The 20,611-nt window shown below is 70.6% G+C and carries 14 protein-coding genes; 4 read left to right on the top strand and 10 right to left on the bottom strand.

What is annotated here, in order from left to right; all coding sequences use genetic code 11:
* Positions 1-180: 180 nt before the first annotated feature.
* From hutH to hutI, 3 genes are read left to right on the top strand one after another with little or no spacing between them, the layout of a single operon-like run.
* Positions 181-1,728 carry a histidine ammonia-lyase gene (gene hutH / locus B7438_RS19375; protein ID WP_085371323.1) on the top strand — a complete coding sequence of 516 codons (1,548 nt, stop codon included), beginning with the start codon at positions 181-183 and terminating at the stop codon, positions 1,726-1,728.
* A 49-nt stretch (positions 1,729-1,777) separates the two neighbouring features.
* Positions 1,778-3,433, top strand: a complete 1,656-nt coding sequence (gene hutU, locus B7438_RS19370; RefSeq protein WP_085371322.1) for a urocanate hydratase — start codon at positions 1,778-1,780, stop codon at positions 3,431-3,433.
* A 2-nt stretch (positions 3,434-3,435) separates the two neighbouring features.
* Positions 3,436-4,671 carry an imidazolonepropionase gene (gene hutI / locus B7438_RS19365; RefSeq protein WP_085371321.1) on the top strand — a complete coding sequence of 412 codons (1,236 nt, stop codon included), beginning with the start codon at positions 3,436-3,438 and terminating at the stop codon, positions 4,669-4,671.
* A gap of 23 nt (positions 4,672-4,694) precedes the next feature.
* Here hutI and B7438_RS19360 read toward each other — a convergent pair whose 3' ends face one another.
* From B7438_RS19360 to B7438_RS19345, 4 genes are all read right to left on the bottom strand, one after another.
* Complete coding sequence (locus B7438_RS19360; protein ID WP_085371320.1) at positions 4,695-5,606, bottom strand: arginase family protein; 912 nt, start codon at positions 5,604-5,606, stop codon at positions 4,695-4,697.
* A gap of 263 nt (positions 5,607-5,869) precedes the next feature.
* Positions 5,870-9,343, bottom strand: coding sequence for an efflux RND transporter permease subunit (locus B7438_RS19355; protein WP_085371319.1), 3,474 nt, complete (start codon positions 9,341-9,343; stop codon positions 5,870-5,872).
* Between the two features lie 157 nt (positions 9,344-9,500).
* Positions 9,501-10,502 (bottom strand): hypothetical protein, encoded by a 1,002-nt coding sequence (locus B7438_RS19350; protein WP_143466087.1) that lies wholly within the window; start codon positions 10,500-10,502, stop codon positions 9,501-9,503.
* 145 nt (positions 10,503-10,647) lie between these two features.
* Positions 10,648-12,132: a PLP-dependent aminotransferase family protein gene (locus B7438_RS19345; protein ID WP_085371317.1), complete on the bottom strand. Its 1,485-nt coding sequence runs from the start codon at positions 12,130-12,132 to the stop codon at positions 10,648-10,650.
* Positions 12,133-12,193: 61 nt separating this feature from the next.
* Here B7438_RS19345 and B7438_RS20990 point away from each other — a divergent pair, with 61 nt between their 5' ends.
* Positions 12,194-13,087, top strand: a complete 894-nt coding sequence (locus B7438_RS20990; protein WP_085371316.1) for a YitT family protein — start codon at positions 12,194-12,196, stop codon at positions 13,085-13,087.
* A 247-nt stretch (positions 13,088-13,334) separates the two neighbouring features.
* Here the strand turns inward: B7438_RS20990 and B7438_RS19335 are convergent, their stop codons facing one another.
* From B7438_RS19335 to B7438_RS19310, 6 genes are all read right to left on the bottom strand, one after another.
* The gene (locus B7438_RS19335; protein WP_085371315.1) at positions 13,335-14,090 is read right to left on the bottom strand and encodes a MerR family transcriptional regulator; all 756 of its coding nucleotides are present in this window, start codon (positions 14,088-14,090) and stop codon (positions 13,335-13,337) included.
* A 72-nt stretch (positions 14,091-14,162) separates the two neighbouring features.
* Positions 14,163-16,292, bottom strand: a complete 2,130-nt coding sequence (locus tag B7438_RS19330; protein WP_085371314.1) for an APC family permease — start codon at positions 16,290-16,292, stop codon at positions 14,163-14,165.
* A 273-nt stretch (positions 16,293-16,565) separates the two neighbouring features.
* Positions 16,566-17,192 (bottom strand): PadR family transcriptional regulator, encoded by a 627-nt coding sequence (locus B7438_RS19325; RefSeq protein ID WP_085371313.1) that lies wholly within the window; start codon positions 17,190-17,192, stop codon positions 16,566-16,568.
* Positions 17,189-18,085 carry a DUF4097 family beta strand repeat-containing protein gene (locus B7438_RS19320; protein ID WP_085371312.1) on the bottom strand — a complete coding sequence of 299 codons (897 nt, stop codon included), beginning with the start codon at positions 18,083-18,085 and terminating at the stop codon, positions 17,189-17,191. Before B7438_RS19320 ends, B7438_RS19325 begins: the two co-directional genes overlap by 4 nt.
* 550 nt (positions 18,086-18,635) lie before the next feature.
* Positions 18,636-19,265 (bottom strand): antibiotic biosynthesis monooxygenase, encoded by a 630-nt coding sequence (locus B7438_RS19315; RefSeq protein WP_085371311.1) that lies wholly within the window; start codon positions 19,263-19,265, stop codon positions 18,636-18,638.
* 55 nt (positions 19,266-19,320) lie between these two features.
* Positions 19,321-20,370: a LacI family DNA-binding transcriptional regulator gene (locus B7438_RS19310; RefSeq protein WP_085371310.1), complete on the bottom strand. Its 1,050-nt coding sequence runs from the start codon at positions 20,368-20,370 to the stop codon at positions 19,321-19,323.
* Positions 20,371-20,611: the final 241 nt, after the last annotated feature.

Here is a 20,611-nt window from a genome sequence, read left to right as displayed (position 1 = left end):
CCGCCCGTCCGTCCTCCCCCACCCCCGAACAATCGAGTCCGAACTTATGCGCGCGACACGCCGGGTTCGGGCGTGAACAACTTCGGACTCGATTTCTGCGCCGCGGGTGTGTCTGGGATCCCGGACGGGGATGAGTGTACAGCCGGGACACGCGCCCGCGCGAGGGAGTGAGATCGGATCATGCTCCACACCACGCACACCGTCACCGTCGGCGCCCACCCGCTCAGCGTCGCCGACGTCGTCGCCGTCGCCCGCCACGGCGCGGACATCGTCCTCGAACCCGAGTCCCTCGACCAGGTCGAGGCCTCCCGCGCCATCGTCGAAGCACTCGCAGACGACGTCGAACCGCACTACGGCATCTCGACCGGCTTCGGGGCGCTCGCGACCACGTTCATCCCGAGCGACCGCCGTGCCCAGCTGCAGGCGAGCCTGGTCCGTTCGCACGCTGCCGGCTCCGGCCCCGAGGTCGAGCGCGAGGTCGTCCGCGCGCTCATGCTGCTGCGCCTGTCCACCCTGATGACCGGCCGCACCGGCGCCCAGCGCACCACCGTCGAGACGTACGCCGCCCTGCTCAACGCGGGCATCACCCCGGTCGTGCGGGAGTACGGCTCTCTCGGCTGCTCCGGCGACCTCGCACCGCTGGCCCACTGCGCCCTCGCGGCGATGGGCGAAGGCCAGGTGCGGGTCGACGGAGAGCTTCTGGACGCATCCACAGCCCTGGCTGCTGCGGGAATCATCCCGGTCGTCCTCGCCGAGAAGGAGGGCCTGGCGCTCATCAACGGCACCGACGGGATGCTCGGGATGCTCGCCCTCGCGATCCACGATCTCACCGCGCTGCTCCGCACGGCAGACATCGCCGCGGCGATGAGCGTGGAGGCCCTGCTCGGCACGGACGCCGTCTTCGCCGAGGACCTGCAGCGGTTGCGCCCGCAGCACGGCCAGTCCGTCGCCGCCGCGAACCTGCGCTCGCTGCTCGCCGGGTCTCCGATGGTCGCCAGCCACAAGGGTCCGGAGTGCACCAGGGTGCAGGATGCGTACTCGCTGCGCTGCGCCCCGCAGGTGCACGGTGGCGCGCGCGACACTCTCGCGCACGCCACCATCGTCGCCGAGCGCGAGCTCGCCTCCGCGATCGACAACCCGGTGCTCACCCTCGACGGCCGGGTCGAGTCCAACGGCAACTTCCACGGGGCGCCGGTCGCGTACGTGCTCGACTTCCTGGCGATCGTCGCCGCCGATGTTGCCAGCATGTCGGAGCGTCGCACGGACCGGTTCCTCGACCCCGCCCGCAACCAGGGCCTCACCCCGTTCCTCGCGCACGAGGTCGGCGTCGACTCCGGGCTGATGATCGCGCAGTACACCGCGGCGGGCATCGTCTCCGAGTTGAAGCGGCTGGCATCCCCGGCGTCCGTCGACTCCATCCCGTCGTCCGCGATGCAGGAGGACCACGTCTCGATGGGCTGGGCGGCGGCCCGCAAGCTGCGCCGCTCGGTCGACGGCCTCGGCAGGGTGCTCGCAATCGAGATCATGACGGCCGCGCGCGGCGCAGACCTGCGTCGGCCGCTCCTCCCCGGTGCGGCCACCGGGGCTGTCATCGCCCAGGTGCGCGACGTGGTCGCGGGACCGGGATCCGACCGCTACCTGTCGCCGGAGATCGAGGCGGTCGTCGGGCTCGTGCAGTCCGGCCGCGTGCTCGCAGCGGCGGAGAGCGTCACAGGGCCGCTCGGCTGAGCCCATCCATATCCACCACCGACTTCCACTCACCGACGAGGAGACAGCAATGCAGGGAGCACGAGAGGTCCGCGCCCCGCGCGGCACCACCATCAGCGCGAAGAGCTGGCAGACCGAGGCGCCGCTCCGGATGCTCATGAACAACCTCGACCCGGACGTCGCCGAGCGCCCGGACGACCTGGTCGTCTACGGGGGCACCGGCCGCGCGGCGCGCAGCTGGGAGGCGTTCGACGCGATCGTCCGCACCCTGCGCGACCTGGAACCGGATGAGACGCTGCTCGTGCAGTCCGGCAAGCCGGTCGGCGTCTTCCGCACCCACGAGTGGGCTCCGCGCGTGCTGATCGCCAACTCGAACCTCGTCGGCGATTGGGCCACCTGGCCGGAGTTCCGCCGCCTCGAGGCGCTGGGCCTCACGATGTACGGCCAGATGACGGCCGGATCGTGGATCTACATCGGCACGCAGGGCATCCTGCAGGGCACGTACGAGACGTTCGCCGCCGTCGCGGCGAAGAGGTTCGGCGGCACCCTGGCCGGCACGATCACCCTCACCGGCGGGGCGGGCGGCATGGGCGGAGCGCAGCCCCTCGCCGTGACCATGAACGAGGGCGTCGTGCTCATCGTGGACGTCGACGAGACCCGCCTGCAGCGTCGCATCGACCACGGCTACCTCGACGAGCTCGCCACCGACCTGGACGACGCCGTCGCCCGGGTGGTCGCGGCGAAGGAAGCGCGCATCCCGTTGTCGGTGGGCCTGGTGGGCAACGCGGCGACGGTCTTCCCGGAGTTGCTTGCGCGCGGCGTGCCGATCGACGTGGTGACCGACCAGACCAGCGCGCACGACCCGCTCAGCTACCTGCCGGAGGGCTACACGGTGGAGGAGTGGCACGACGCGGCGGCGGCCGACCCGGAGGGCTTCACCACCGCATCCCGCGCGTCGATGGCCAAGCACGTGGAGGCGATGGTCGGATTCCAGGATGCTGGCGCCGAGGTCTTCGACTACGGCAACTCGCTCCGCGCGGAGGCCCGCCTGGGTGGGTACGACCGCGCGTTCGACTTCCCCGGCTTCGTGCCCGCGTACATCCGGCCGCTGTTCGCGGAGGGCAAGGGCCCGTTCCGCTGGGCGGCGCTCTCCGGCAACCCGGCCGACATCGCGGCGACCGACCGCGCCATCCTGGAGCTGTTCCCCGACGACGAGCACCTGCATCGCTGGATCACGCAGGCGAGCGAGAAGGTGCACTTCGAGGGCCTGCCGGCGCGCATCTGCTGGCTCGGCTACAAGGAACGCCACCTGGCCGGCCTGAAGTTCAACGAGATGGTCGCGAGCGGCGAACTCTCCGCCCCCATCGCCATCGGCCGCGACCACCTCGACTCCGGCTCCGTCGCCTCGCCGTACCGCGAGACGGAGGCGATGGCGGACGGATCGGACGCAATCGCCGACTGGCCGCTGCTCAACGCCCTGCTGAACACCGCATCCGGCGCCACCTGGGTGTCCATCCACCACGGAGGCGGCGTCGGCATCGGCCGGTCCATCCACGCCGGACAGGTGATCGTTGCCGACGGCACACCGCTCGCCGCCGAGAAGATCGAGCGCGTGCTGGTCAACGACCCGGGCACGGGCGTGATGCGGCACGTGGATGCCGGGTACGAGCGGGCGGTGGAGGTCGCGGAAGAACGCGGCCTGCGCATCCCGATGCGGGAGGGGTGAGGATGGGTGCTGTAGGTGGGGCTGGCGCTGTGGGCACGGGTGGTGCGGGTTCATCCACCCTGCTCGTGACCGGAATCGGCGAGCTGGTCACCAACGATCCGGCCGGGCCGGGGATGCTCGGGCTCGTGCCGTCTGCATCCCTCCTCGTGGCCGATGGGCGGGTGGTGTGGGCGGGTGCATCCGGTGCAGTGCCCCCGGAATTCGCAGACCTGGCCGCCACCGCCGAGGTGCTGGATGTCGACGGGGCAGCGCTCATCCCGGGTTTCGTCGACAGCCACACGCACCTCGTCTTCGGCGGAGACAGGGCCGCCGAGTTCGAGGCGCGGATGTCCGGCCAGCCGTATACCGCTGGCGGCATACGCAGCACGGTGGCCGCCACGCGCGCCGCCACGGACGCCGAGCTGGCCTCCCGCCTCGACGACTTCGTGGCCGAGTTGCACGCTCAGGGCACCACCACGTTCGAGATCAAGAGCGGCTACGGTCTCACGGTCGACGACGAGGCCAGACTGCTGCGCCTCGCCGAACGCGTGACGCCGGAGACGACCTTCCTCGGCGCCCACGTCGTCCCGGCCGAGTACGCCGACGATCCCGAGGCTTACGTCGACCTCGTCGTCGGCCCGATGCTCGACGCGTGCGCGCCCCACGCCCGCTGGATCGACGTATTCTGCGAGACGGGCGCCTTCACGCCGGAGCAGTCCCGCCGCATCCTGTCGGCCGGCGCATCCCGCGGGCTGGGCGTGCGCGTCCACGCCAGCCAGCTCGCCCCCGGTCTCGGCGTCGCCCTCGCGGTCTCCCTCGACGCGGCGAGCGTCGACCACTGCACCCACCTCACGCCCGACGACATCGCCCGGCTGGCCGCCTCCCGCACGGTGGCGACGCTGCTGCCCGGCGTCGAGTTCTCCACCCGCCAGCCGTACCCGGATGCGCGCCGCCTCCTCGACGCGGGCGTCACCGTCGCACTGGCGAGCGACTGCAACCCCGGCTCGTCGTTCACGTCGTCGATGCCGTTCTGCATCGCCGTCGCGGTGCGCGACATGGGGATGACGCCCGCGGAGGCGCTGTGGGCGGCGACCGCAGGCGGCGCGGCTGCGCTGCGCCGCGACGACGTCGGACACCTCGCGCCGGGGGCCAGCGCCGACTTCGCGGTACTGCGCGCGCCCGGGTATGTGCACCTGGCGTACCGGCCGGGGGTGCCGCTGGTGGCGGCGACGTATCGGGCCGGGGTGCAGGTGGGGTGACGGGCACGCTGCTCGGGTAAACCTCAGCCGCGGGACGCCAGCCCCGCCGCGACCTCCAGCACCAGCAGCGCCGCGAGCCGGACGGTGCGTCCGTCCGGCGCGTCGGCCGTCGCATCCACCTCGGCGATGTCCACCGACCGCACGGCCCCGGATGCGCCCGCCAGCCTGGCGAACCGCCGCAGCTCCCACGCGGCCAGTCCTCCCGGCACCGACGCCGGGCAGCCGGGCGCGACCGACCGGTCGCACACATCCACGTCCAGGTCGACGTGCACCGGCCCGCCGGCCGCGCCGGCGATCTCGAGCGCCTCGGCCATCACGTCGTCGATCGGGCGCGCGTGCAGCGCATCCCGGGGCACGACCGTGATGCCGTACGCCTCCGCCCGCGCTGCGTACGCGGACGAGTTCGCGAAGTCGGCGATCCCGATCTGCACCACCCTCCGCCCGTCCAGCCCGGCCTCGACCAGCCGGCGCACAGGCGACCCGTTGGAGACGCCGTCGCGCAGGTCGTGGTGCGCGTCGAGCGTGATCAGCCCGGCGGTCGGCAGCGCGTCGCCCCAGGCGCCGAGGGCGGCGGGAACGGTGAGCGCGTTGTCCCCGCCCACCGCAACCGTCACCCGCGAACGGCCGACCGCGTCCGCCATCGCGGCGATGGCGCGCCCTTCGCCCTCCGGCCCGTCGGGTTCGTCGACATCCCCGGCGTCGGCGAACGCCAGCCGCTCCACCTCGGAGCCCGGCACGAACGCCGCGTAGTAGCGCAGCGCCTCCCGAACCGCTGCCGGTGTCTCCCTCGCTCCGGTTGCCGACAGCGACGTGTGCCAGGTCGGAATGCCGAGAAACGCCAGATCGACCGCCCCATCGCCGGGGATGCCGTCAAGCGACGGCCACGCCCCAGCGCGGGGCCACAGAGGATCGACGGACAGCTGACGCGTGCTCATACCGCGACGGTAGCAACCCGGTTGCCCCTCCGGGCGGTGGGGCGGCGTCCCGCGTCTGGTATCTCGGACGCGACCCTCTCCGCGAGATGCCAGTATCTGCGCCGCATCCCGGGCGTTTCGCGACAGTTACTGGCATCTCGCGCAGCGCGCGCGATGCGCGGGTGGCACGGGTGCGAGAACCGGCCCGGATGCGAGACCCCGGGCACGAGACCCCGGGCGCGAGAACGGGCCGGACTCCGAGGAGTCCGGCCCGTTCGTGGTCGCTAGCGCTGCTGGCCGCCTGCGGGCGCCGTCCAGACGGGCGGCGCTGCCGCCGGGCCGCCGGATCCAGGGCCACCGGACTCGCCCGGCCCTCCGGGCGCACCCGGCGCACCCGGCGCGCCGGGGCCCCCGTCGCCGCCGCCGGTACCGCTCCCGCCAGCTCCGTCACCCGAGCCGGCATCCGGCCCTCCGGCCGCTGCGGCCTTCCGGGCGCGCTTCGCCGCCCGGCGCTCGCGCGCGCCCTCGACGAGGTTGTAGAGGGTCGGCAGCACCACGAGGGTGAGCAGCGTGGACGAGACCAGGCCGCCGATCACCACGATGGCGAGCGGCTGCGAGATGAAGCCGCCGTGGCCGGTGAGGCCGATCGCCATCGGGGTGAGGGCCGCGATGGTCGCGAGCGCCGTCATCAGGATCGGGCGCAGACGGCGGGAGGCGCCGTGCGCCACCGCCTCCGGCACGGACATCCCGCGTCTCCTGTACTGGTTGACCAGGTCGATGAGGACGATCGCGTTCGTCACCACGATGCCGATCAGCATCAGCACACCGATCAGCGACGCGACGCCGAGCGGGATGCCCGAGATGATCTGCAGCGCGATGGCGCCTGTCGCCGCGAACGGCACGGAGACCAGGAGCAGCAGCGGCTGGCGCAGCGACCGGAACGTCGCCACCATCACGATGTAGACGATCAGGATGGCCGCGAGCAGCGCGATCCCGAGCTGCGAGAACGCGTCCGACTGGCTGGAGGAGACTCCGCCGATCTTGGCCGTGGCCCCGGACGGCAGGTTCGCGTCCTTGAGCGCCGTGGTCACCGCGGCGTTCGCGGTGCCGAGGTTGTCGGTGGCCGGGGTGGCCGTGACCGTCGAGGTGCGCAGGCCGCGCTCGGTGGTGACCGTGGACGGACCGTTGGTCTCCTCGACCGACGCCAGTGTGCTCAGCGCAACCGGACCGGTGACCGTCGGAATCTGCAGGTCGGCCAGCTGGGCGACCGTCGACGGCGGGTTGTCGCTCTGGATGTAGATGTTGAGCGTCGTGTTGTCGAGTGCGACGGAACCGGCCTGCGTCGGCTGCATGGCCTGCGACACGATGCCGCCGACGGCGACCTCGCTCAGACCGGCCGCTGCCGCCTTGGAACGGTCGACGTTCACCGCGACGTACGGAAGCGACGCGCTGAGGTTGTCCGTGACCTGCTTGACCGAGTCCTGCTTCTTGACCTCGGCGACGACCGCATCCGTCGCCTTCTGCAGGTCTTCGTTGCTGGTGGCCGTGATGTCGATCTCGATATCGCTCGATCCGCCGAACCCGCTCTGCGCGGAGACGACGATGTCGCCCTGGTCCTTCACCGCCGCGAGCTCGTCCTCGATGGTGCTCTTCAGCGCATCCTGGTCGGCATCCGGGTCGGTGGTCACCGAGAACGTGGTGTTGCCGCCGCCGCCGGTGAACGCGGCCTGCAGGGATGCCCCGCTCGACCCGATCGAGACCTGCACCGTCTTGACGCCCTTGGTGTCGATGAGCTTCTGCTCGACCACCTTGGATGCGTCGTCCTTCGCCTGCAGGGAGGTGCCCGGCGCGAGAGTCTGCGTGATGGTGAGCGTGTTCTGGCCCGTGGATCCGAGGAAGTTCGTCTTCATCAGCGGGGTGAGCGCCAGCGTTCCGACGAGCACGACCACCGCGATGAGCACGGTCGCGACCGAGTGCTTCAGCGTCCAGTGGATGATCGGAAGGTAACCGCGCTGCAATCGCGACGGGTGCTCCAGCTCGTCCTCGCCGGCGGCCATCGCCTCCTCGATCGACAGGTGCGATGCGTCGGACGCCTCGACGCCACCCTCGTGCTTGCGCGCCTTCGGCGGGCGGAGGAACCAGTATGCGAGCACCGGCACGATCGTCAGCGAGACGAGCAGCGACGACAGCAGCGCGATGGTGACCGTGAGCGCGAACGGCCGGAACAGCTCGCCGGTCACGTCGCCGACGAACGCCAGCGGCAGGAACACGGCGACGGTGGTGATGGTGGATGCGGTGATCGCCCCCGCCACCTCGCGCACGGCCTTGACGATGGTCGCCGCCCTGTCGACGCCGGCAACGAGCTGTCTCTTGATGTTCTCGATGACCACGATGGAGTCGTCGACCACACGGCCGATGGCGATGGTCAGCGCGCCGAGCGTGATGATGTTGAGCGTGTAGCCGGTCGCCCACATCACGATGAAGGTGATGAGCACGCTGGTCGGGATCGAGATCGCGGTGACCAGGGTGGAGCGGATCGACAGCAGGAAGATCAGGATGACGATCACGGCCATCAGGAGGCCGAGCAGGCCCTCCTCGGTGAGCGAGTTGATCGACTGGGTGATGAACGGCGCCTGGTCGAACTCGACGGTGATCTTCGCGCCGTCGCCGAGCTTCGTCTGCAGGTCGTCGATCAGGGCGCTGACGCCGTGCGAGACCTCGACGGTGTTCGCAGACGGCAGCTTGGTGACGGCGATGGTCAGCGCCGGCTTGCCGTCGACGCGCGAGATGGAGGTGGTGGGGTCGTCGGTCTTCTGCACCGTCGCGACGTCGCCGATGGTGGGCGGGGTGGCTGCTGCGGTGGCAGCGGCGGCCGCGGCTGCGTCAGCTGCGCCCGTCGAGCCGGTCGCCCCGGTCGCTCCTGCCCCGGCAGCGCCAGCAGCTGCGGCGGCACCGGCACCAGCACCCGCGCCAGCACCTGCGCCAGCACCAGACGCCCCAGCACCGGATGCACCCGCCGACCGGATGAGCGGAAGCCCGGCGATGTCGTCGATCGAGCTCAGCTTCGCCCCGGACTGCACGGAGAGCGTCTTGCCATTCTCGGTGATCGAGCCGCCCGGGATGAGGACGCCGTTCTGCTGCAGCGCATCCTTGATCGACTGGCTGGTCACGCCGGCGGCGGCGAGCTTGGCACTGTCCGGGGTGATGGTGATGCGCTGGCCGACCTCGCCGACGAGCTGGGCGTCGTTGACGCCGGAGACGTCTTTGATGTCGGGGATGACCAGCTTGGTGATCTTGTCGGCGAGCGCGCGCGAGTCCTGGTCGCTGGTGACGGCGAGCTGGATGACGGGGAAGTCGTCGATGCTGCCGGAGAACACCTGCGGGTCGACGTTGCTCGGCAGCGTGGACTTGATGCGGTTGATCGCCTGGTCGATCTTCTGCTCTGCGGTCGCGAGGTCGGTGCCGTAGGTGAACTTCGCCGTGATGATCGACTGGTTGGTGCTGCTCACCGCCGACGTGCTCTCGAGGTCCGGCACGCCCTGGATGGCCGTCTCGACCGGCGTGCTCACGTCGTTGTTGACCACCTCGGGCGATGCGCCGGGGTAGCTGGTGATGATCGCGAGCTGCGGGAACGAGATGGTCGGCGCGAGCTCCTGCTTGAGGTTCGTCAGCGCCAGGCCGCCGAACACCGCGGCCACGATCGTGACGAGCGCGATCAGCGCGCGGTTCTTCATACTCAGGACGGCGAGGAAATGCACAGTCTTTTCCCTTGACAGAAAGTGGATGCGAGACGCGCGGCACCACAGCCGCCCGCAAAGTATCTCATTGCAGCCTGTGCAAGTTCCTCATGCCCTGGTACGACTTCGGGGTGGAGACGTACTCCCCCGGGACGGTTCTCGCGCCCGCTGCTGACACTCACGACGGATCCCATCCTCGCGACGCGAGCGAGCGGAAGACCAACCCGACCAGCCGTTTCTCCGACCGCAGGTGCTCGGCCCCCACCCGAAGCACCAGCTCGCCCTGCTGCTGCAGAGCGGTGGTCCGCGTCAGGTCTCTGCGCCACTGGCGCGGCTCGATGCGGTGGTGGTCGCCCTCGTACTCGACGATCGTGCGGTATGGCGCGAACCGGAGCTCCGGCCTCGCCAGGAACCGCCCATCCGGAGTGTGCAGGTCGACGTTCACATCCGGCGCGGGCAGCCCGGCCTCCGCCAGGATCAGCCGCAGCAGCGACTCGGGCGGAGACTCCGCGCGGCCGTCGAGCAACTCGACTGCGGCTCTGGCCCGGGATGCGCCCCGAGCGCCCGCGGGAGGGACCGCCGCCCGCAGGTCGTCGTGGCAGGCGAGCGGCGCCCGGCCGCCGAGAACCGCATCGCCCAGCACCACCAGCTCCCGGATGCTCGCCGTCGCGGCCAGGTCGGCCCACGTCCGCGCCGCCGACGTCACCGGCAGCCCGCGCACCCTACACGTCTCGCCCGCGGAGAGCGGACGCGAGTGAGAGCGCACCCCGGTGAGGCGCGGCGGCCGCGCGGGTGGGGCGACGGTCAGGTGCAGGACGGGCTGTGCGTGCGTGGGTGGCGCATCCGGAGGTGGGAGGTGGTCGTGAAGCGCAGACGAGCTCGGCGCATCCGGAGGCGGCAGATGAGCCCGCGCACCCTGCTGCCGCCACACGCCAGGCAGCCACCGCGTATCCGGCAGCCCCAAAAGGATGGCGGCCGTGGTGTGCGAGAGGACACCGCCGGGCTCCCTCGCGCAGAGGGCGGCGCAGCGCGCGACGAAGTCGGCCGCCAGCCTGGCGGGCACCCGGGCGCCGCGGAACGGCGTGACCAGCTCGCTGCGCGACAGGCGGACGGGCTCGACGCCGAGCGCCCGCGCCTCGCGGAGGGAGAACGGGCGGTTGCGCAACCGGGGATGACTCATGCCCCCAACCATGCCCAATTCCGCCACCACGCGTCGGATTCTCTCCACAGGTCGTCCCGCCAGCCCGCGAGATGCCACTAACTGTCGCGCATCCCGGGCGTTTCGCAACAGTTACTGGCATCTCGCCGCCGGCCGCGGGCCGCCCCTAGACCACGTTGGGCAGCGGGGCCGCGTCGGCGAACGCCGACGGCTCCCGCAGCGCGTCCGGCCACGCGCGCGACAGCGCCGCGAACGCACGCACCGTCTCCTCCTCCGAGTACGTGATCGGGATGCGGAGGAAGCGCTCGAACGCCCCATCCAGCCCGAACCGCGGCCCGGCCGCGATCAGCAGCCCGTGGTTGCGCGCACCCAGCGTCAGCGCCGAGCTGACCGGCGCGCCGATCCCGATCCACGCCGCGAGACCGCCGTGCATCCTGGGCACCACCCAGTCCGGGAACGTCTGCGCCGCCAGCCGCGCCACCCGCTCCCTCCCCGCCGCGAGTTCCGAGCGCCGGGACTCCAGGATCTCCGCCATCTGCGGCAGCATCCGGGCCACCACCAGCTGTTCCAGCAGCGGCGTGCCCAGGTCGGTCGCCGGTTTCGCCGCGATCAGCTTCTGGATGTGCGGCCGTTCCGCCCGGATCCAGCCGATCCGCAGGCCGCCCCACAGGCTCTTGCTCGCCGACCCGATCAGCAGCACGGGCGCATCCCCCGCTCCCCGCGAGCCGTAGCGGGGCAGCGGGAGGTGTTCGCCGAGCCTGTCGATATCGAGGTCGGCCGTCGTCTCGTCGCCGACCACGATCGTGCCCTGCGCCGCCGTCGCCGCCAGCAGCCGCGCGCGGGTTTCCGGCGACATGGATGCGCCCGTCGGGTTCTGGAAGTCCGGGATCAGATAGGCGAGGGCCGGGTTGGCGCGCCGCAGCGTCTGCTCGACCGCGTCGATGTCCCAGCCGTCCTCCTCCGCACCCACCGGATGCGGGGCGTCTGCGGGCGGGATGGTGACCGTCACCGGCACCAGGCGTGCCCCGGCGAGCCGGAACGACTCCGTGGCGTGCGGGTAGGTGGGCATCTCGATCATCGTGCGGTCGCCACGGCCGACGAAGGTGCGTGCGATCAGGGCGATGGCCTGCTGCGCGCCGACCGTGACGAGCACCTGGTCGGGATCGGTGGGGAGGCCGCGCTCGCGGTAGCGGTCGGCGATGGCCTCCCGGAGGTGCGGGAGACCGACCGCGTCGTATCCGGAGTGCGGGAGGAAGTGCGGCAGCTCCTCCGCCGCCGCGCGCGCCGCTGCGGGGAGGGACGATGCCGCCGGCAGCGCCGCCTTGGTGAAGTCGAGCATCCCGTCGCCGCCGGGGGTCGGGGCGGTGACGAGCACCGGCCCGGGCAGCCGGGCGACGCTGCCGGAGCCGCGCACGCTGTCGAGGAATCCGGCGTCGCGCAGCCCCCGGTACGCGGCGGTCACGGTGGTGCGGCTGAGCTCCAGCCGGGCGGCGAGGTCGCGCTCGGCGGGCAGGCGGGTGTCGATCGGGATGCGTCCGTCGAGCACCAGCAACCGGATGCGGTCGGCGAGCGCCTGGTAGTGGGCGCCGCCTCCTCGCCACTCCCCGAGGAGCGTTTCGAGCGATCGGGCGGTGAGCTGAGCATCCGGCATAAGGCCACCTTAAGCGGATTGGACTCTTGATAAAAGGCCAATCACCAAATTGGATAGGAGCGTGACCCGCCGACTCCTCCTCACCAGACGCCTCGCGCAACTCCTCATCGGGCTGTTCCTCTACGGAATCGCCATCGCGATGATGGTCCGCGCCGGCATCGGGGTGTCGCCGTGGGACGTGCTCGCGCAAGGTCTGTCGATCAAGACCGGCCTGTTGTTCGGGCTGATCACCAACCTTGTCGGCATCGCCGTGCTGCTGTTCTGGATCCCGCTCCGCCAGCGCCCGGGACTCGGCACCGTGCTCAACGTGCTGCTCGTCGGCCCGAGCGCGCAGCTCGGGCTCACGCTCATCCCGCAGCAGACCGAACTGTGGGCGCAGCTGCTGCTGTTCGCCGGCGGCCTGCTGCTCCTGGCGGTCGCGACCGGCCTCTACATCGGCCCCAAACTCGGCCCCGGCCCGCGCGACGGCCTGATGACCGGGCTGCACGCCCGCACCGGCTGGCCGATCTGGGCCGTGCGCACCGGCATCGAGGTGACCGTGCTCATCATCGGGTGGCTGCTCGGCGGCAACGTCGGCATCGGAACGCTCGCGTTCGCGCTGCTGGTCGGGCCGCTCTGCAGCATCACCCTCCCCTTCTTCGCGATCCGGCTGCCGCAGGACGCTGCAACGACTGCGGCGCCGCTGGAAAGCGAGCTCGAGGGAACGGCCGAGCAATCGGCCGGCCTCGGGGAGCAGGATGCCGCCGCGTTCGACGTGCGCGACGGCATCCTGCTCGAAACCGACGCGGCCACCAGGATGCGCGACCACCGCGCGGCCGACAGCAACGTGATCGGCGGGGTGCAGCCCGACCGCGAGGCGCCCGCGCCGTCCGCATCCGCATCCCGTCGCCCGGCGCAGGCAGTCGCCGCGTACTGGCTGGATGATCGGCTGATGGCGCGAACACGCCGAGCCTGACCCCACTCCATCTCACCCCGGCCACCACCGCACCGCAAGCTCCGCATGGTCGTGGCCGCGTCCCCCGCGCCCCGCGCGTCGCCGAGGCGCTCACCGTGGGCGGGTCGCGTCCCAGCCGGCTCGCGTCCGCAGCCATCGAGTCCGAAGTTGTTCACGCCCCGACACGGCGTGTCGCGTGAATAACTTCGGACTCGATTGCGTCGCGACCGCTGGCGCAAGACCAGGGGCGAGGGACGGGGGCGACGACCTACAGCCCCGCCGCGTAGGCGCGCAGCGCGTCGCGCACGAACGTGGCGCCCGCGGCGCCGCCGTAGTTCGCGGCGAACCGCGGGTCGGCGACGTACATCTCGCCGAGGCCGGTGAGGTAGGCGGCCGTCGGGCGGCCGTTCTCGCTGCCGGGGGTGCCGGGGATCGAGCCGAGCCAGTCGGCGTGGCGCTGGGCCAGTGCCTGCGCCTCGTCGCCCTCCGGGTCGATGCCGCGGTCGGCGGCGGCGATCCAGTCGGCGGCGAGCTGCTTCTGCAGACGCTGCCATTCGGCGCGCTCGGCGGGCGTCTTGCTGCGCCACCACGCGTCGGACGCCGCGTACGCGTCCTTGCCCCAGCGCTCCTCCACCTCCTCTTTGTATTGGGTGTGGTCGAAACCGTCGAGCATGTCTTCCGCCATGATGTCTTCTCCTTCGCTGATCGCCTGGATGGTCGTCTCGACTGACGCGATCTGCCGCGCCAGCCGTTCCCGCTCGTCGCGCAGCCACGCGAGGTGGCCGTGCAGGGCGGGGATCGCATCCACCTGGTTCGTGAGCACGTCGGCGATGGCCGGGAGGCCGAGTCCGAGGTCGCGGAGCAGCAGGATGCGCTGCAACCGCACGAGGGAGTCCCTGTCGTAGTACCGGTAGCCGTTGCCGCCGATCCTGCTGGGCGGGAGGAGCCCGATGTCGTCGTAGTGACGCAGCGTCCTGCTGGTCGTTCCGGCGAGCCTGGCGATCTCCTGGATGGACCAGTCCATCGTCGTCTCCTCTCTCTCGTGGGGTGCGAAACCCACGGTAGAGGTTGACGTTACGTCAAGGTCAAGCGGCGATCAACGCTTGGCGCGGGCCGGGATCTTCTTCGTCTCCGACACCGGCGTCTGCGGCTGCTGCGGCTGCTCCGTCGCGCCCTGCGCCGGCGCAGGCGACTGCCCGGCGGAAGCGGGCGTCCCGTGTCCGCGGGGATGACCGTGCTGCTTCGACGCCGGCTCCAGCGGACGGCGCGCGACCGGGCGCACCGGCTCGCCACGACGATCCTGACCGGGAAGCGGGCGGGAGCGGCGGCCGTAGATCAGCGACGACGAGTCGAGCAGCCACGGCACGAGCGCGACGGTCACACCGTGGCAGAGCAGCAGCTGCTGCCGGATGCGCCGTGCCCGGTGGTTGTGCAGCAGCGACTCCCACCAGTGCCCGACGATGTACTGCGGCAGGTAGACGGTCACCACTTCGGAGCCGTGCTCCTCGCGGCGGTGCTTCAGGTACTTGATCAGCGGGTGGCCGAACTCGCGGTACGGCGACTCGATGATCGTCAGCGGCACGTGGATGTTCTGCTGGATCCACTGCTGCTGCAGCTTCTCCGTCGACTCCTCGTCGACCGCCACGTGCACGGCCTCGATCGAGTCGTGCCGGGCGGCGATGGCGTAGTCGAGCGCCTTGAGCGCCGGCTTCTGCATCTTGCCGACGAGCACGATCGCGTGGTCTCCGCGGCTGCCGAACGTGGTGACCGGGTCGACCTCGATCTCCTTCTCCACGTCCCGGTAGTAGCGGTTCACGCCGAGCATGAGCAGCCACAGGATGGGCATGAAGATGAAGACGAGGTATGCACCGTGGGTGAATTTGGTGATCGTCACGACGATGAGCACCACGGCGGTGAGGAACGCGCCGAACGCGTTGATGCAGAGCGAGCGGACGATGCTCGACCGTTCGTGCGGCTTCACGGTCCCGGACCGCAGCAGGGTGATCCAGTGCTTGACCATCCCGGACTGGCCGAGCGTGAACGAGACGAACACGCCGATGATGTAGAGCTGGATGAGCTGGGTCAGGTTGGCGCGGTAGACCAGCAGCAGCACGGTCGCTGCGAGAGCCAGCAGGATCATGCCGTTCGAGTAGACCAGGCGGTCGCCGCGGGTGTTCAGCGACTTGGGCGCGTACGAGTCGCGGGCGAGCACGGAGCCGAGCAGCGGGAAGCCGTTGAACGCGGTGTTCGCCGCGAGCAGCAGCACGACGGCGGTGGCGGCCTGCACGATGAAGAACAGGATGGTGTTGTTGCCGAACGTCGCGGCGGCGATCTGGGCGATCAGGCTGCGCTGCGGTTCGGTGGCGCACTGCGCCCAGCCCTGCAGGTCGCAGGGGTTCTCGGCATAATGCACGCCGCTGATCAGGGCGACCGTGGTGAGGCCGGCGAACAGGACGATGGCGATGCCGCCCATCAGTCCGAGCGTCTTGCGGGCGTTCTTGATCTTCGGGGTGCGGAACGCCGGCACGCCGTTGGCGACGGCCTCCACACCGGTGAGGGCCGAACATCCACTGGAGAAGGCGCGCAGCAGCAGGAGCACCGTCGCGGCCTGGGTGAGGCTGGTGGCGTGCACCTCGAAGTTCGCGGACTCGGCGACCGGCGCATCCCCGAACGCGGTGCGCACCAGCGCGGTCACGATCATCACGAAGATGCTGCCGATGAAGAGGTAGGTCGGGATGGCGAACGCCTTGCTCGACTCCCGCACGCCGCGGAGGTTCACCGCAGCGATGACGATGACGAAGAGCACGGCCAGCTCGACCCGCCAGTTGGACAGGAACGGCAGCGCCGAGATGATGTTGTCCACACCGGATGCGACGGACACGGCCACGGTGAGCACGTAGTCGACGAGCAGCGCGGAGGCGACCACCAGGCCGGCCTTCTCACCGAGGTTCTTGTGCGCGACCTCGTAGTCCCCGCCGCCGGACGGGTACGCCTTGACCAGCTGGCGGTAGCTCAGCACGACGGTGATGAGGAGCACGACGACCGCTGCGGCGACCCACGGGGCGAAGCTCAGGAACGCGAGTCCGCCGATGAGCAGGATCATCAGGAGTTCCTGCGGAGCGTACGCCACGCTCGACAGTGCGTCGGAGGCGAAGATGGGTAGGGCGAGGTGCTTCGGGAGTAGCTGTCCTTCGAGCTTTTCGCTCGGAAGCGGGTCGCCGATCAACCACCGCTTCGGGGATCTCCCCTCATTTGTCACGAGCCTCGACACTACTCGCTGCCAAACCGCTGTCAAGTCGGCGCGTCGCGGCACCCGATGCTTGCGGTTCTGCAAAGGATTGTGTCTGCGCTTTCAGCCGCCCGAAATGAAAGCAAAACCCCTGGAAACACGCCGGAAACACGGAAAGCGCGCCCGCACCTGAGTGTCGGACGCGCTTTCGCTGAGTGTGGCTGTGCGCGGAGAGGGGACGGCGTGTCGAGACGCGCGTCCGGCGTCCGCTCAGCGGCGGCCCAGGGCCTCCAGCACCGTGGCGCGCACGCGCGCGAGCTCGGACTTCAGCTGCGGCACGACCCCATCCGGGATGTCGCCGCGCGCCGCCTGCGACCGGAAGTCGGTGCGGAGTTGCTGGCGGAACTCGTTCAGCGCCGCCTCGGCATCCCGGGCCGCCGCGTTCGCCGCTTGCCGCGCATCCCGCCCGGCGTCTCGCGCCTCCTGCCGCACGTCGATGCGCGGGCCTCTGCTCGCATCCCGTGCTGCCGAGGCCAGGTCGGCGCGGAGCGAACGCATCGCCTCGTTGACGCCGGCGCGCACCTCGTCGGCGAGACGACGGACGGAGTCTGTGACCTCGTCCTCGATCGCGTCGAGTTCGTGCTCGCGCTCTGCCAGCTCTGCCCGGCCGGCGTCGGTGATCGCGTAGACGGTCTTCCTGCCCTCCGCCGCCTTGGTCACCAGGCCCTCCTCCTCGAGCTTCGCGAGCCGCGGGTAGATGGTGCCTGCGCTCGGGCTGTACGTGCCGCCGAAGCGGTCGCTGAGCGCCTGGATGAGCTCGTAGCCGTGCCGGGGCGACTCCGCCAGGAGGCTGAGCAGGTAGAGGCGCAGACTCCCGTGCGCGAACACGGGGGTCACGCCGACGCCCCGTTCTGGTCGGAGCCGGCTGCCGAGTCGGCGGGTGCGTCTGTGCCGGCGTCCGTGCCAGCGCCAGCGCCCGTGCCGGTCGGCGCGCTGCGCAGCACGTAGACGTTCCCGGACACCGAGTTGGCGTTGACGTCCATCCAGGTGCCGTCGAGCGAGCCGGAGGTGCCCTGGTACGTCTTGCCGGGCATCCCGTGGATGAAGGTGTTGTCGAGCTGCACCTTGCCGGAGATCGTGTTGACCCGGTAGCGCGCGCCGAGCGCCTCCGGGACGCGGATGGTCAGGTCGCCGGAGACCGTGTTGCTGGAGATCTCGTCGGGCGTGCCGACCACATCCACCATCACGTTGCCGGAGACGCTGTCGACCGTGAACTTCGGGATGCGACCGGATGCCGTCACGTCGCCGGACACCGTGTGCGCGAAGATGCGGCCGGAGTGGTCGCGGGCGGAGAGCTCTCCGCTGACGCTGTTGAGCTCGATGTCGCCCGTGACGCCGTCGACGACGATGTCGCCGGAGACGGTGCTGAGCTTCGCGTCGGTCTCGAGGCCCGCGACGAGCGCCGTGGCGGAGACGACGCCGAGCTTCAGCGCGACATCGCGCGGCACGAGCACGCTGACCTCGGCCCTGGCGTTGTCCCGCATCGACTTGAACACCTCGATGAAGTTGTCCCAGCGCAGCTGCGGGTGATCGATTTCGAGACGGTCGCCGTCGAGCGTGATCTTGAGGTCGCGGCCGGTGACCGAGTGGACCTCGACCCGCGCTCCCTGCTCGTCGTGCCCGATGATGTCGACCTGCCCTGCGATGAAGCCGGCCTTGAGGGATCGGACGAGCTCGACGTCGATGGTCTTGCTCTCGCCGGGCTGGATCAGCCACTTGTCTTGTGTCATTGCGTGCTCCTGAGTGCTTTCGTTCGCGGACCGCTGCCGCCGTCCGCCGGTCGGTGCCCGCTGAGCGGACCCTCGGTGATTCGCGATATATCGCGTTGTTGACAAGGTCACGATATATCGCGTCTGCGGGCGGCGCAAGTGGATGCGGCGAAAACGGAGCGGATTCAGGGTGCGGTCAGGGTTCCCCCTGAGCGCGGACCTCGCCCCGCTTCCTCCGCTCGAACGTCGACCCGCCGCAACGGGAGCGGGTTATCCGCCCAAACGGAAAAGCCGCCCCATCGGGGCCGGATTCTCCGTTCGAACGGAGAAAAGCCACATCCGGGCCGATTCAATCGCCCGAACGGAACCTTGCCCGGCGTGTCGCGCGAGACTTCCTCCGGTACGCTCGGCGGCCTGCGCCCATCCACGTTCTCCGTTCGTGCGGAACTTCGCCGCGACGCGCCGACGGGAGTTCCGTTGGGGCGGAGAAAGGAGGATCAGCGCACGCGAACTCCGCGCGAACGGACAAGCCTGGCGGGCGGCGATCAACGGCCACACCCGGCGGAAGCCGTCAGCGGCGGGGCCGCTGCAGCCACGGGTGCAGGATGCGCGTGACCAGCGGGAGCAGGAGGTACGTCATCGTCGGGGTGAGGCACAGCGTGGTGATCAGCACCGTGGCCGGAAGCCAGAGCTGGTGCCAGAACGGGACGAAGGTGGTCACCAGGAACGTGAACAGCAGCGACAGCGGGAAGAAGCCGAGCCAGATGGTCACGGCCTGTTTCCAGCGCGGCGGGGAGGTCGGGGCGAGGCGGTCCGTCGTATCCTGAGCGTCTGCGCCCTGCGTCTGGTGCTGCGGCTGGTCGAACCAGCCCTCGATGCCCGTGCGGCGCTCCACCCGCGAGAGCTCGACCAGTTCGCGGCCCTCGAACAGCCAGGCGGCGCGGTCCTCCGAGCCCTCCCAGGCGTCCAGTGCCGCATCGTCGGCGAAGCGGTAGAGCATGTGCCACTCGTCCGAGTCGTGGGCGGCGCGCACCCAGCCGGAGCCGAGGAAGCCCTCGTACGTGTTGGCGATGTTCACGCCGGATTGCACCCAGCGGGTCACGTCCGGCAGGCGGGTGCTGTCGACGCGGCGGGTGATGGAGACGGTGACGGGGAGGCGACGCGCTTGTGGCGCATCCAGCAGAGACTCTTGTGGAGGCATACCTCCAGTGTCGCCGACGGAGCGTTACACGCGCATTTCGGGATGCTGCACGGTGTCAGCGAGCGGCCGTGATCACGGTCGGGCCGCCGCGCACCACCAGGTGCGGAGCGACGAGCCTGTGCATCGGGTCGGCCGTCGACGATCCGGGATGCACGCGGCCGCCGTGCGTGCCGGTCAGCAGGTCGAGGACGCCCGCCGCCACCTCGTCGAGCGGCTGCTCGACGCTCGAGAAGCCGAGGGATGCGGCGACCGGCGTGTTGTCGTAGCCGACCACCGGGATGCGGCCCGCCGTGGCCATGAGTGCGCCGAGGGCGAGGGAGTCGCTCGTGCAGACCACCGCATCCACGGTGCCTGCTGCGCGCTCGAGGCGACGCATGGCGTCCGCGCCGAAGGTGACGCCGTCTTCGGCGGCGACTTCGAGGGAGGCGAGGTCGTCGTCGCCGAGGCCGCTCCCCGCGCGCATGGCGTCGAGCCAGCCGCGGCGGCGGTCGTCGCCGGTCCCCGAACCACTCGGCCAGCCGACGAAGCCGATGCGGCGCGCGCCGGTGCTGAGCAGGTATGCGGTGGCGTCGCGCAACCCGGACGAGCCGTCGACGTCGACCCAGAGGTGCTGCGGGTCGGCCATGTCGTCGATGCCCCACGGCCGGCCGAAGGTGACGAACGACTGGCCGTGCTCGATCAGCCACTCGGTGCGCGGGTCGCCGTGGAAGGTGGAGGTGAGCACGAACGCGTCCACGTCTGCACCGTCGCTGAGCCGGCGGAACTGCTCGATCTCCCCCTCCGGCCCGGAGGCGGTGAACAGCAGCACGCGCAGGTTCATCCGGTCGGCCTGCTCGGTGAGTGCGTGCAGGAACCTGTCCAGGATGCTGCCGGAGATGCCGTCCGTGGTGATCGGGTCGAGGCGGATGCCGATGGTGGAGCTCTTCTGGGTGCGCAGGCGCCGGGCGGAGGCGTGCGGCCGGTAGCCGAGTTCTGCGATGGCGGCCTGGACGCGTTCCCTGGTCTCGGGGCGGACGAGCTGCGGGGAGTTGAGGACGTTGGAGACGGTCTGGCGGGAGACGCCTGCGACGTCGGCGACGTCGCTGACCGTGGGTTGAGCACCCATGTCTCTCCTCTCCGTCGGCTGGATAAGACCCTAGCGTGGCGCCGCTTGACACGTCGGGAACGCGGTGGTTATCTTGGCAGCACCCCGATTTGATCGTTCAAAACACAATCTAGCAGTGCGAAATTTGATCGATCAAACCCGCTAGACAGACCAAGGAGGTCCGATGCCCGCGACGATCGCCCCGCATCCCTCCCGTCCCGTCTGCCCTGCCGATCCCGGCCGCCCCGGCAGCCAGCTCGGC

It is taken from the genome of Leifsonia sp. NCR5, from assembly GCF_002105485.1.
GTDB lineage: Bacteria > Actinomycetota > Actinomycetes > Actinomycetales > Microbacteriaceae > Leifsonia.
This window is presented reverse-complemented; position numbering and strand designations above follow the sequence as displayed.